The sequence below is a fragment of the Moraxella sp. genome (assembly GCF_024227015.1).
GTDB lineage: Bacteria > Pseudomonadota > Gammaproteobacteria > Pseudomonadales > Moraxellaceae > Moraxella.
The window spans coordinates 1-11,673 of record NZ_JAAELD010000231.1 but is presented as its reverse complement, the minus strand read 5'-3'; the positions used below and the strand labels follow the sequence as shown (position 1 = coordinate 11,673).

16 protein-coding genes are annotated in these 11,673 nt (G+C 46.5%); 7 read left to right on the top strand and 9 right to left on the bottom strand.

Annotation, left to right across the window (positions count from 1 at the left end; all coding sequences use genetic code 11):
- Position 1 precedes the first annotated feature (1 nt).
- Complete coding sequence (locus tag GY683_RS05460) at positions 2–649, top strand: heme exporter protein CcmB (protein WP_297287783.1); 648 nt, start codon at positions 2–4, stop codon at positions 647–649.
- A 59-nt stretch (positions 650–708) separates the two neighbouring features.
- Here the strand turns inward: GY683_RS05460 and GY683_RS05455 are convergent, their stop codons facing one another.
- The 5 genes from GY683_RS05455 to GY683_RS05435 all read right to left on the bottom strand — a co-directional run bounded on the left by GY683_RS05455 (position 709) and on the right by GY683_RS05435 (position 3,770).
- Positions 709–1,557: a nitrilase-related carbon-nitrogen hydrolase gene (locus GY683_RS05455; RefSeq protein WP_297287782.1), complete on the bottom strand. Its 849-nt coding sequence runs from the start codon at positions 1,555–1,557 to the stop codon at positions 709–711.
- 24 nt (positions 1,558–1,581) lie between these two features.
- Positions 1,582–1,782 carry a sulfur carrier protein ThiS gene (gene thiS / locus GY683_RS05450; RefSeq protein ID WP_297287781.1) on the bottom strand — a complete coding sequence of 67 codons (201 nt, stop codon included), beginning with the start codon at positions 1,780–1,782 and terminating at the stop codon, positions 1,582–1,584.
- A 28-nt stretch (positions 1,783–1,810) separates the two neighbouring features.
- Positions 1,811–2,203 (bottom strand): DUF423 domain-containing protein, encoded by a 393-nt coding sequence (locus GY683_RS05445; RefSeq protein WP_297287780.1) that lies wholly within the window; start codon positions 2,201–2,203, stop codon positions 1,811–1,813.
- 24 nt (positions 2,204–2,227) lie between these two features.
- The gene (gene rpoH, locus GY683_RS05440; protein ID WP_297287784.1) at positions 2,228–3,082 is read right to left on the bottom strand and encodes an RNA polymerase sigma factor RpoH; all 855 of its coding nucleotides are present in this window, start codon (positions 3,080–3,082) and stop codon (positions 2,228–2,230) included.
- 337 nt (positions 3,083–3,419) lie between these two features.
- A complete protein-coding gene (locus tag GY683_RS05435) occupies positions 3,420–3,770 on the bottom strand; it encodes a sulfurtransferase TusA family protein (RefSeq protein WP_297287779.1) in 351 nt (116 codons plus the stop codon).
- Between the two features lie 178 nt (positions 3,771–3,948).
- Here GY683_RS05435 and GY683_RS05430 point away from each other — a divergent pair, with 178 nt between their 5' ends.
- Positions 3,949–5,448: a M48 family metalloprotease gene (locus GY683_RS05430; RefSeq protein ID WP_297287778.1), complete on the top strand. Its 1,500-nt coding sequence runs from the start codon at positions 3,949–3,951 to the stop codon at positions 5,446–5,448.
- 62 nt (positions 5,449–5,510) lie between these two features.
- Here GY683_RS05430 and GY683_RS05425 read toward each other — a convergent pair whose 3' ends face one another.
- Genes GY683_RS05425 through yihA form a run of 3 tightly spaced genes read right to left on the bottom strand, consistent with a single transcriptional unit; the run spans position 5,511 to position 7,540 of the window.
- Positions 5,511–5,957: a GatB/YqeY domain-containing protein gene (locus GY683_RS05425; protein WP_297287777.1), complete on the bottom strand. Its 447-nt coding sequence runs from the start codon at positions 5,955–5,957 to the stop codon at positions 5,511–5,513.
- 41 nt (positions 5,958–5,998) lie between these two features.
- Positions 5,999–6,826, bottom strand: coding sequence for a 16S rRNA (cytidine(1402)-2'-O)-methyltransferase (gene rsmI / locus GY683_RS05420; protein WP_297287776.1), 828 nt, complete (start codon positions 6,824–6,826; stop codon positions 5,999–6,001).
- 18 nt (positions 6,827–6,844) lie between these two features.
- Entirely contained in the window at positions 6,845–7,540 is a 696-nt protein-coding gene (gene yihA, locus GY683_RS05415; RefSeq protein WP_297287775.1) for a ribosome biogenesis GTP-binding protein YihA/YsxC, read from the bottom strand.
- A gap of 78 nt (positions 7,541–7,618) precedes the next feature.
- Here yihA and GY683_RS05410 point away from each other — a divergent pair, with 78 nt between their 5' ends.
- The 5 genes from GY683_RS05410 (at position 7,619) to GY683_RS05390 (ending at position 10,995) form a co-directional block, all read left to right on the top strand.
- Positions 7,619–8,098, top strand: a complete 480-nt coding sequence (locus GY683_RS05410) for a hypothetical protein (RefSeq protein WP_297287774.1) — start codon at positions 7,619–7,621, stop codon at positions 8,096–8,098.
- Between the two features lie 72 nt (positions 8,099–8,170).
- The gene (locus tag GY683_RS05405) at positions 8,171–8,467 is read left to right on the top strand and encodes a c-type cytochrome (protein WP_297287773.1); all 297 of its coding nucleotides are present in this window, start codon (positions 8,171–8,173) and stop codon (positions 8,465–8,467) included.
- 297 nt (positions 8,468–8,764) lie between these two features.
- Positions 8,765–9,454: a c-type cytochrome gene (locus GY683_RS05400; RefSeq protein WP_297287772.1), complete on the top strand. Its 690-nt coding sequence runs from the start codon at positions 8,765–8,767 to the stop codon at positions 9,452–9,454.
- A 108-nt stretch (positions 9,455–9,562) separates the two neighbouring features.
- A complete protein-coding gene (locus GY683_RS05395; protein ID WP_297287771.1) occupies positions 9,563–10,657 on the top strand; it encodes a hypothetical protein in 1,095 nt (364 codons plus the stop codon).
- A complete protein-coding gene (locus GY683_RS05390; protein ID WP_297287770.1) occupies positions 10,654–10,995 on the top strand; it encodes an RnfH family protein in 342 nt (113 codons plus the stop codon). Before GY683_RS05395 ends, GY683_RS05390 begins: the two co-directional genes overlap by 4 nt.
- A gap of 61 nt (positions 10,996–11,056) precedes the next feature.
- Here GY683_RS05390 and GY683_RS05385 read toward each other — a convergent pair whose 3' ends face one another.
- On the bottom strand, positions 11,057–11,416 hold the full coding sequence (locus GY683_RS05385; protein ID WP_297287769.1) for an outer membrane protein assembly factor BamE: 360 nt from the start codon (positions 11,414–11,416) through the stop codon (positions 11,057–11,059).
- Positions 11,417–11,673: the final 257 nt, after the last annotated feature.

Here is an 11,673-nt window from a genome sequence, read left to right as displayed (position 1 = left end):
GCTGCTTCGTGAATGGCGCATCAAGCGTCAAGGTGCGGTTCAGTGGCTGTTTCCTTTGATGATTTTTTTGATTCTTATTACGCTGTTTCCGTTGGCGGTGGGTAGCGAGCCTGCGCTATTATTGCGCCTTGCCACGTCTGCCGTGTGGATCGCTGCGCTGTTGTCCTTAGTGATGGGTGTGGATGATTTATTTAAGGCGGACATGCAGAATGGCACATTGGCACAGCTGGTGGTGTCAGGTTCGCCCTTGTCGGTGTGGGTTTTTGCGCGTCTGTTGGTGCATTGGCTGTTTAGCGCAGGCTTTGTGGCGGTATTGTCACTTTTGGCCAATCCGCTATTTAATATGCCTTTTGATGAGACGCTCATGCTCATGCTGTCGATCATTGTGGGTTCGCCGCTCATGCTCATGCTGTCTGCGATCGCGAGCAGCTTGGTGCTGTCTTTGAAGAATGGTGCGGTGTTGGTGCCACTCATTGCACTGCCCATGCAGCTACCTGTGTTGATCTTTGCCACAGGGGCGGTCGATCTGTATGCGACAGGGCTTAATGGCTTGCCGACATTGGCGCTGCTGGGTGCCATAAGCATCATCGCTGTGATCGTTACGCCGTGGGTGGTGGCGCAGATTCTAAAGATGGCTTGGTCAAGCTGATTGATTGCGTATATGCCAAACAAAAACCGCTCAACTTTGGAGCGGTTTTTTGTTTATATCTAAGCCAGTCGATGACAGTCGAAAATAGGCATGCTTTGGCGGATTTTGGTTTGTTCGTCTTTATCAAATGTCGCAAAGACAGCCAAATAATCGCCTTGAATGTCGCTCATCTCTGTATTACTAATTACCTTGCCATGCGCATTGGTGATGAGCGCGTGGCCCCAAGTCTGACGAGTGTTATCGCCAATGTGATGCGTGCCGCCTTGGGTGCTGCCGATCATCATGCATTGACTGTCTAGGGCGCGCGCTTGTAGCAGAAGCTGCCAATGCGCTTCACCTGTCTTATGGGTAAAGGCGGCAGGCACGGTGATGATGTCTGCGCCCATCTGTCTTAGACGCTGCGCCATCGTAGGGAAGCGAACATCAAAGCAGATCATCATCCCAAGCTGTATGATCTGCCCATGAATATGTAGCGGTGTCACCACAAGCTGATCGCCCGCCTCGAAGGTCTTGCCTTCATCATAGCTGCCCGTGCTGTCATTGACTGTCGCGCGAAATAGATGAATCTTATCATAGCGGGCGATTTGCTCGCCTGATGGGCTGAACACTAGGCTGGTTTGGCGGTATTTGCCCTGTGGGACAGCCTTGCCATCTACACGTGTGGCGCATGGCAGTGTGCCTGCCACGATGTGCACACCATGTGATTTGGCAAGCTCTGACAGGCGATGACAGACCTCATCGAATCGAGCTGCCAGTTCGCCTTGTCGCCCTATGACGCACATATTTTCTGGCAGGACAATGACGTCAGCAACAGAGGCTGTCTCTGCGACCGCGCGCGTGATGATGTCAAGATTGACATCGATGTTGGTTTGGCTGTTTAGCTGGATGGCTGCGATTCTTATGCTCATGATGGTAATTTTCTTAATTGAGAATTAACCGCCACCGACTGCTTGAACAACTTCAATGCTCATGCCTTGGGTGATGGGTGTGTCGGCAAGACGTGATTTTGGCACCAGATTGCCATCGATTTCTACGGCGAATCTACCTTGAGTGAGTTCAAGGCTCTCTAGTAAGGCAAGTACATTGCTCTCACCGGTGCTGATGGCGTCGCCATTTAAGGTGATGTTTAGCATATAATTAGGTTGTAATATGGAGTTGTGATTATTTGATGACTTTTGGTTTTGTGGTGGTTTGCGCCTTTGAAAATGTACCAAAGACCAAAACCAACCAGCCAAAGATCATGAGCGTTCCGCCAATCGGCGTGATCATGCCAAGCCATTTGGGTGCGCCAAGAGCCATGGCATATAGCGTACCGCTAAATATCACAACACCTGCTTGAATAAGATAAGCAGGCAGCGTAATGCGGTATTGACTAACCGCATTAAGCACGCCAATGGCAAGCAGCCCAAGCGCATGGATAAATAGATAAAGCGTGGCCGTATCCCAAATTTCAAGCTCGTAAGCGCCCGCAAAGCCTTGCAGTCCGTGCGCACCGAAGGCGCCAAGACCGACACCGATGGCGAGATTTAAGGCGGCAATTTTTAACCAATTCATAAATCATTTACCTCGGATCAGTCATCAATTGTTCAGCATTGAGCTGTCTAGCGTCATCGCGTCACGAATCTTATCCATGGCGTTTTTTTCGATCTGACGGACACGTTCAGCGGAGATGTTATAGACTGCTGCCAGATCGTGTAGGGTGGATTTTTGGTCAGCGAGCCAGCGCTGCGTGATGATGTCGCGTGAACGTTCGTCCAGCTCATCCATCGCTTCTTTTAGTGCGCTGGTGGTGTTCTCTTCCCAGTCCGCCTCTTCAACCACGTCCGCAGGGTCGATGGCATCTTCTAAGAACAGCTGCGGCGCGTAACGACCTTCATCTTCATCAGAATCCTGCATCTCAAAAGATGCATCGTAGCTTGTTAGGCGGCTCTCCATTTCGAGAACTTGCTTGACGGTGACATTCAGGTCACGTGCGATGGCTTCTGCTTCTTCTAGAGTTAGCTGATTGCTTGATTTTTTAAGGCTTCTTAGATTAAAGAATAGCTTGCGGTGCGCTTTGGTGGTTGCGACTTTGACGATACGCCAGTTTTTGATGACGAATTCGTGAATTTCTGCCTTGATCCAATGCACAGCAAAGCTCACTAAGCGTACGCCTTTGCTCGGGTCGAAGCGCTTGACCGCTTTCATAAGACCTAAGTTGCCTTCTTGGATCAGATCGGCTTGTGAAAGCCCATAGCCTGAATAGCTGCGCGCGATGTGGATGACGAATCGTAAGTGGCTCATGACCAGCAGACGAGCCGCCTCAACGTCGCCATCATGATAATAACGTTCGGCAAGCTGTTTTTCTTCTTCGGGGGTTAAGATAGGAATCTGATGCACGGTATTGATATAAGCGCCCAAGTTAACCCCAGGAGCTGCCAGATGTGTAGGCATGGCAGGCACGAGGTCACGCGTTGCAACTTCATACTCTGGTGTTACTTTGTTGTCATCATGATCGATGATGGTGCGTGCAGGCTTGGGCTTGGCTGCAGGTTCAAAATCGCTGTCATAGTCATCCAGTTCCTCGATGTCATCCATGTCATCGACTTCATGAAAACCATCACCAAGCGCCTCTTCGTCCATCTCGTAACTATCTTCATAGTCATCGTAGGCGTTGTCTTGGTAGTCATCACCAAAGCCGTCATAGGCGTCTTGATAACCGTCGCTGTAATTCTTTGTCATTGTCGTCTTTTTGGTTTAAATTTTAGTTCTATTGTAAGGTGTAAGACGCCTAAACGCTAGCCTTTTTTGCACCAATTTTTGTGATGATAAAGTGAAAACAGTTTTCTGCATTGTGTGCGTCCCCGCCTTGCCAAGTTTGAACTTCCATGTGATTTTTTTGGCAAAATGCGACAAGGTCGGTTTGGGAGTTTTTATCGCTGGCGACGAGATAAAGGCTTTCACCATCTGCCACCGAACGCAGGGTAATTTTTGCTTTTAATAAGGGCATAGGGCAGGGCATGCCGCGCGCATCAAAAAACGCGCTGATGGTCGCATCTTCGGCATTTTTAATATTATTGCGGATAAAATCTAGCGTTGGGGTATCTAATTGTTCGATAAGAGTGGGGCAGAGGGTCGGCATGTCAATTCATTCATCTAAACCATAAAACATCTGCTTAATATTTGGGCGGTGTAGTATTTTACAAGCCTAAATGGATGAATGCCCATAAAATTCGGTAAGTATTGAGCAAATAATATCAGCTTGATTGCAACGTAATTTAGTTTTATAGTAGGGATGTTTATGGTGGTTGAATAATAATATGATAAAAAAGAAAGTAATTGCAGCGGCATTAATATTATCCACGCAGGCTACTCAAGCGATGGTGGATGATGCTGTGCGCGTCAATGGATTGGTCCAGAGTCTAAGAGCGCCGAATCTAAGTGCGGGCGTGGGATTTAATGAGCAGTATCATAACCGCCAAATTGCCCTATGGTCGCTACAGCAGATTAACGCGAACATGCCGCTCATCGATGACCCGTGGTCGGTGCAGGTGCTATATACGATGACTGCTCAGATGAATGTATTGGTGCGGGCTCAGCCCATCATTGCTGTACCACTCATCAATGATAACAACATCAATGCATTCGCTGTGCCGGGCGGTGTCATTGGCATGAATACAGGCACGGTGCTGGCGGCAGGTGGTCTTGATGAGGTGGCGAGTGTGCTGGCGCATGAAGTAGCGCACCTAAGTCAGCGCCATTATGAGCATCGCTCGGATAATGCCAAAAAACTCATGGCGATACAGTTAGGCGGACTGATCGCAGCGTTGGCGGCAAGTGCTGCTGGAGGGGATGCTGCGCTTGCTGTCATGGCAGGCTCCCAGACGGCGAGTGCAGAGAATGCCGCTGCGCACAGCCGAGAGCATGAGCGAGAGGCAGACAGGGTGGGGCAGCAGATTCTATCTGAAGCTGGATATGATGCGCGCGCCATGCCAAGATTCTTTAATCAGCTTTATAGACAAGTATCTTTAAATCAATCAAAAAACGCCTTCTTGCCCAGTTTTATGCAGTCGCATCCATTTACGATGGAGCGACTCTCTGAAGCCAGCGCACGTGCAGCAAATTATCCGCATGTGGCGATGAGCGAGAAGCAGGTTCAAGATAAGCTCTTTGATGAGCTTTACTGGCGCTTAAAATATCTATCCAAACAGGCAACCAGAGCTGACTTAACCGCGAACGCCAACCAGAGCGATGGCGCACGGCTCGCCCTTGTCATGCACCTGACAGATCACCATGAATATCAGGCGGCGCAGAGAGTGTTTGACCAAGGGGGTTTTGGCGAGTATGATGTATTACCGAGTATCGTACAGGCGCATTTGCACACCGCTCAGCATCACTATGATAAGGCAGTATCCGCCTTAAGTCGAGTTCATAATATCTATCCTGAGCGGCGAGATTTAAGGCTGTATCTGGCGCATAATCTGATTCATGATGGTCAAATCGCCGAAGCGCTTGCGCTGATTCAGAGTCTGGTTCATCAAAACCCGCATGACGTACAAGCATGGCAATTGATTAGACAGGCATATGAACAAAAGGCGCGCGCAGATACTGACGCTCGCAGTAGAGACATATCCACCATTTATGCGCTACAGGCGCGGTCGCAGGTGGAGTTATGGACTGGCAAATATCAAGGTGCACTACAGTCGAATGCTCAGGCGATCAAGGTTGCTAAGAACCATCAGGATCTAAGCGCGCTCATTGGTATGCTTGATAAGGACAAAGAGGCCATATTAACTGCACGCGATTTTAAACCAAAATAAACTTAATAATAAAAGACCCATAATGATCATGGGTCTTTCTTAATTGATCTTATAAGATGTAATTAAGCGGTCAGTGCTTTTTTGACAAGTCCTGACATCACGGCAGGATCGGCTTGTCCTGCGGTCTTGTCTTTGACGGCATTCATCACGCGCCCCATGTCTTTCATGCCGGACGCGCCAAGCTCACTGATGGTCTCATTGATGATGGCAAGGATTTTATCATCAGATAATTGTTCAGGCAGAAATGTAGAAATCACATCAATCTCAAACTGCTCTTTTTGTGCCAAATCATCACGCCCATTGGTGGTATAAATCCCCAAAGACTCTTGGCGTTGTTTGATTTGCTTTTGCAGGATTGCCAATACATCTTTATCATCAAGCTCAGTCTGTCCATCAATCTCGACTTGCTTAATGACGGCTTGGACGTTACGCAGTACTTTGACTTGCTCCATGTTTTTAGCTTTCATAGCAGTCTTGATGCTGTCGGTTAAGGTTGCTTTTAAGGTCATGTTTGTCTCCGGTTTTCTTTAGTTTACAGGATTGTTCTAAATTATTTGCTTAATTCAAGCAATCTATCATACACTGCGCTTTTTTTGATGCCCAATACATCCGCCACGATTGCACTTGCTTTTTTTGGTGGTAATTCTTTGGCAATGGCAAGTAGCCATTCATCATAATCCGCTTTTTGTTCTTTTTGGGTATTGCCTGCCACAACCAGCACAATCTCGCCACGTTGTTGGTTGGGGTCATTCTTTACAAATTCTAATAAATCAGCCAACGGTAATTTTTTTATCGTCTCAAAGGTTTTGCTAATCTCGCGGCACAGCGTGGCTTCTCGCTCACCGCCAAACACGTCCGCCATATCCGCCAGACAATCCACAATGCGGTGCGGTGCTTCATAAAAAATCAAGGTCTCGCCATGGGCTTGATAAGCTTTTAAGGCTTCTATCCGCCCGTGTTGCTTGGCGGGCAAAAACCCCACAAAACTAAACTTATCAGACGGTAAACCTGCCACAGACAAAGCCCCAATAACCGCACACGCCCCGACAATCGGCATAACGGTGATGCTCTCATCATGGCACGCCTTAACCAGCCGATAACCAGGGTCGGAGATGAGCGGTGTGCCAGCGTCCGAGATTAGAGCAACCGATTGACCGTCTTGTAAGCGTTCGACAAGCCGTGCCGTCTGCGTGTCGGCATTATACTCATGATAGGCGGTGGTGGGTGTGGATATATTAAAAAAACTTAATAATTTAGAACTTGTGCGAGTGTCTTCGCACGCGATGACGTCCACTGATTTTAGGGTGTCAATCGCCCGTGCCGTCATGTCATTTAGATTGCCAATGGGCGTGGCAACAATATATAAAATGCCTGTCATTGTACTTCCCGTGTTGCCTTATTGTTCGCTGTTCGTTGTGTCAGTATCGGCTATCTCGTCAGATTCTAGCTCCATTGCTTCGTCTAAGTGCAGATCTTCGCCTAAATGCAACCAATTTCCCAATACATCCGCCAATTCATCAAGCCCTTCTTTATTTAACGCCGAAAATAATTGAATGGAAAATGGCAATTCTAAGGCTTGCAGTTGTTTTTTGGTTTGTAAAAGGGCGGTTTTTTGAGCCCCACGTTTTAATTTATCCGCTTTTGTTAGTAGTACATGAACAGGCAAATCGCCGTCCTTTGCCCAATGGAGCATTTGCTCATCAAAATACTTCAACGGGTGACGAATGTCGGTGAGCAAAATTAAGCCCGTCAAACTTTCACGATGAACAAGGTAGTTTTCAAGCTCTTTTTGCCATTTGATTTTCATCTGCTCTGGCACTTGGGCATAGCCATACCCCGGCAAATCCACGATACGGCTATGTTCTGAGCCGACATTAAAAAAGTTAATCATCTGCGTCCGTCCGGGGGTCTTTGATGAGCGGGCGAGCTGTTTTTGATGGGTGATGGTATTAATGGCGGACGATTTGCCTGCATTTGAACGCCCTGCGAACGCCACTTCAAAACCTGTATCAGACGGGCAGAGCTTCAAGGTGGGGGCGGAGAGCGAAAAGGCGGTTTGGCGAATGATTTTTTGGTAGTCGGCAGTGGTCATGATGCTAAATGTAAATACTAAAATGATAAAATAGTGTATCATGAAAGCCATAAAATAGCGATAATAAAAGGAATGGATATGTCTTTAAACCCAATAATTAAAGGCTTGAAAATCATCATCGGGCTGGTTATTGCCAGCCTGTTTTGGTGGCACATGTGGCAAGACAGTCCTTACAAAACACCTTATGCTTATAAGAATTGGGACGAGTTACAACAACGTTATACGATATTGATGGCGGATATTTTGGCGGGCGAGACACAACCTGACGACATAAAAATTTATAACCGTCAAGGCGGTATCGTATATCGCCAAGCTGTTTACCATCAGTATGACCAAGCAATGATTGACCGTATTGCGCAAAATGCCATTAATCAAGGGTGGGAGCTTATGCCAAGCGATTTTTATCCTGATGCGGTATTTCATGTATGCAAAGATGAGATTGGTTTGGCGTTATTATCAGGCTCCAAACTTTATGTTCAGGTGTATTGGTATAAGATGGGTAATTGTCAACAAGCATTCATGATAACCCAGTCCGATAATAACTCTCAATCCCAATAGTTACCAAATTAGCCTTGAAACTTGGCAAAAAACTCGCATAATATGCCATAGACATCCTAATTGGGAGTGGTTATGTTAAAGTTATTTAAAATTGGTCTGGCAGGTCTGATTCTTGCCGCCGCAACCGTAAGCCATGCCGACATTGCTGATACTTATAATAAGACTTGTGGTACATGCCACGACAGCGGTGCGCTAAACGCCCCAAAAAAGGGTGATGTGGCGACTTGGAATAAGCTAAAATCCGAAAAAGGCATGAGCGCGCTCGTCAAATCCACCAGGCAAGGCATGCCAAGAATGCCTGCGATGGGCTTGTGTCAAAAATGCACAAATGACGACTTTGAGAAATTAATCGAGCACATGGCCAAATAGTTTATCCAATTGGTTGGCTAAGATTTTTGATCGATGGGCTGGTAAAATAAGACAAATTGCATCGAAATTATAAAATTTTTAGATGATTTGGCGAACATTTTTATAAAAAAACAAAAAAAATGAAAAAAATGTTACCAAAACCACAATTTTTGTAGGAAAATTTAGTGAAGTCTTGCTATAATAGCAGCCATTCTGGAAAAGTATTTTTCTTGAAGCCATATTAGTATTTTATTTTTGAGTTATTTTGAACAAAACCCAAGACTTGGGATGATTCCCAGTAGTTAGTAGGAAATTGTTATGAAACCTGCCAATAAAGCCACTTTCGCCAAACTTGTTCTTGCTGCAGGCTTTGGTATCGCCAGCATGACCGCTAGCGCAGTTACTGTACCAAGCTATGACATCGAAGCAGGCAAAAAAATCGTTGATGCCAACTGTGCTGCTTGTCACGGTGCTAACGGTGTTTCGGTTGCACCAGCTCAGCCAAACCTTGGTGGTCAGAACATTAAATATCTATATAAGCAACTGGTTGATTTTAAGACCAAAGCACGTCGTAACGGTGTCATGGAAGCACAGCTTGTGGGTCTAACTCAGCAAGATTTGGCTGATGTGGCAGGTTATTATGCTGCACAAACACCATGGACACCGGGTTATGGCAATAAGGCAACCTACGCTGCCGCTCAAAAACTATACCTAGGTGGTGATAAGAGCCGTGGCATCATCCCATGTGCAGGCTGTCACGATCCTAAAGGTGCTGGTAACGAATGGGCTGCATTCCCACGTCTAGGAGGTCAGCACGCTACTTACCTAGCCGCTCAGCTGAAGATGTTCCGTGCCGCAGGTCGTGAAGATGAAGGTGTTATGGCGGAGCAAGTACGTACCAATGACAGCGCCAAAAAAGGCGAAAAAGGTATGATGCAGATGGTTGCAGCCAAACTGTCTGACAAAGACATCAAGATTCTATCTGAATTCTTGTCAGCGGTTCACTAATCATATCGCATAACAAAAAGCCCCTTAGTGGGGTTTTTTGCTGCCTGCTGATTTCTTGTTTATGGTACAATACAGCATTTAAAGACAAATTCATCTTAAGGTAGAACCATGTTTCATAGATATACCGTCTTTTTTGTGGCGTGTGCATTGCCGCTGTTGTTTGTACAGCAATTAGCACCGAATATGGCGCGCGAACTGGATTTTTGGTTGATGTGGGTGATTGCCATGACGCTTGTCGGGCTGCCTATCTTATTTGCAGAATTTGCCTTATCAGCGCGCAGTGCGGATGCACCGTGGCTCGGTATGCAGAAACTGACGCGTGAGGCGGATGCGTCTGTGGTTTGGCGTGTGTTCGCAGGTCTGTCTGTATTGGTGTCTATCTTAATTGCTGCTAACATCACGTCGCGTGTGGCGATGGGCTTTGAGGCGCAGCTGCCAAATATCGCTCAGAATGTTGGCGTGCCAAGCATGGGCATGAGTGCTGCCTTGATGGTGGTTGTGCTTATTTTAAGCTTACTAAGAGCAAATCTTCTACCTGTCGGATTACTGCTTATTTTTGCAGGTTCTTTGATTTCTTTATTCGATGGTGGGCTGACCAGTGGCGTGAGTGTGCCTGTATTAACAGAAGTGACCCCGGGAGAGTGGGGGCGTGCCGTGTTGCTTGCGCTGCTGTCTGTGGGTGTGGGCACAGGTCTTTATTGGTTTGGCAGTCAAGGCACGGCCAGCCAAGTCATGCAAGCAAAAAAATCCTTAACAGGACTGATCTTGCCAATATGGTTCACTCAGCTGATTTTTGGCTCGCTGGCACTGCTGGTGGGCAGTTCAATGGTGACGCCACTATCGTTTGCAGTAACTGGCGTAGGCATGCTGTTGATTGCTGCGTTCTTGCTGTCTTATGCAGGGCTTCAGCTGGTGGCGCGTTTTGGTCTGCTATTTGGTAGTTTGATCTTACTCGTGCTTGCAGTGTTATTTAGTCCTTTGCCTTCTGGCGTGTTGTTGATTGCATTGGCGGTGATTAGTTTGGTGGCGGTGTTCGTTCTTGCTGTGTTTGCAGGATTTGTGATGAAAATTAGCCATCTGCGTAAGACGCTGAACTTTGGCAGTGAGGCGCGCTATAACATCTGGCGTGTGTTGGTGCGCATCCTTGTGCCGATCGTACTGATCTCTGCGCTTGTTGGTCTGTTGATTGAGTATTTGGTGTGATTGATATTGCCATTGCTTATGTGGCGCTTGATGCTAAGCAGTATTATGAGGAGCTTAGTGTGCCTGATGGCACAACCATTTATCAAGCGATTGAGAGAAGTGGATGGTTGGAGTTGCCTGAATTGGCTGACTTTAAGGTGTGGTGTGCCAATAATCGCACGCAAGATCCCAACCATCGAGCATGGTATGTAGGCATCTACAGCCAAAAACAAAAGCTTAATGCCATCGTGCAGCAAGGCGATCGTATTGAGATTTATCGACCATTGTCGCACGACCCAATGTCAAGGCGCAAAAACCGCTCAAAATCACTCATGAAGTCCAAATCACCTAAGATGTAAGAATAATAAAAAGCACGCAATGATCGGCGTGCTTTTTATTATGTGATTTTAGAGTTTGAAATTATTTTTTGGCAGGTAAGCTGTCGCGTCCATCGATGCGCACCACGCGACCGTTTTCGAAATAGACGCTCATGTATTGGCTGGCGTTTTTGACGTTTGGTTTGCCTTGGCGTTTACCGTCTGTGCCTGCGGTGTAGTCATAAATATAATCCCAGCGGTTTGGGTTTAGGGTGTCGCGCACCGCAGGACTGCCTGCCAAATACAGCACCTGATCGGCGCTCATGCCAACTTGTAGCTGTGCGGCTTTTTCTTGGGTGATGGGCGTGCCTTGTGGCAGGTCAATGGTATAAACACGGAAAATACCACAGCCGGACAATGCCAAAACCGATGATAGACTTAGGATCGCTAGAATGTTTTTCATGATGTTGTCTCTGTAATGCTGTCTTTTGATGATACTAAAAGTATAAAATTTTTAACATATTAAACGCAACTCATCAAATATGCAAGTTTTTATTGCTTACGATGTTCTTTGTTATGTTGATCAAGCAATAAATATGCAGGGTTTAATTTGGTTAAATTAATATGAAAGATGAGTTATTTTATTGGGAATTTGGCATTTTTGGGGTGTATTTTTAATAAAAATATGATAAAGTATGCTTAAATATAATTGTAATTGAT

Coding starts and splice junctions, on each gene's coding strand:
- GY683_RS05455 (WP_297287782.1), bottom strand. CDS start 1,557: ATGAGCATAAGAATCGCAGCCATCCAGCTAAACAGCCAAACCAACATC.
- thiS (WP_297287781.1), bottom strand. CDS start 1,782: ATGCTAAACATCACCTTAAATGGCGACGCCATCAGCACCGGTGAGAGC.
- GY683_RS05445 (WP_297287780.1), bottom strand. CDS start 2,203: ATGAATTGGTTAAAAATTGCCGCCTTAAATCTCGCCATCGGTGTCGGT.
- rpoH (WP_297287784.1), bottom strand. CDS start 3,082: ATGCCTACACATCTGGCAGCTCCTGGGGTTAACTTGGGCGCTTATATC.
- GY683_RS05435 (WP_297287779.1), bottom strand. CDS start 3,770: ATGCCGACCCTCTGCCCCACTCTTATCGAACAATTAGATACCCCAACG.
- GY683_RS05430 (WP_297287778.1), top strand. CDS start 3,949: ATGATAAAAAAGAAAGTAATTGCAGCGGCATTAATATTATCCACGCAG.
- GY683_RS05425 (WP_297287777.1), bottom strand. CDS start 5,957: ATGACCTTAAAAGCAACCTTAACCGACAGCATCAAGACTGCTATGAAA.
- rsmI (WP_297287776.1), bottom strand. CDS start 6,826: ATGACAGGCATTTTATATATTGTTGCCACGCCCATTGGCAATCTAAAT.
- yihA (WP_297287775.1), bottom strand. CDS start 7,540: ATGACCACTGCCGACTACCAAAAAATCATTCGCCAAACCGCCTTTTCG.
- GY683_RS05410 (WP_297287774.1), top strand. CDS start 7,619: ATGTCTTTAAACCCAATAATTAAAGGCTTGAAAATCATCATCGGGCTG.
- GY683_RS05405 (WP_297287773.1), top strand. CDS start 8,171: ATGTTAAAGTTATTTAAAATTGGTCTGGCAGGTCTGATTCTTGCCGCC.
- GY683_RS05400 (WP_297287772.1), top strand. CDS start 8,765: ATGAAACCTGCCAATAAAGCCACTTTCGCCAAACTTGTTCTTGCTGCA.
- GY683_RS05395 (WP_297287771.1), top strand. CDS start 9,563: ATGTTTCATAGATATACCGTCTTTTTTGTGGCGTGTGCATTGCCGCTG.
- GY683_RS05385 (WP_297287769.1), bottom strand. CDS start 11,416: ATGAAAAACATTCTAGCGATCCTAAGTCTATCATCGGTTTTGGCATTG.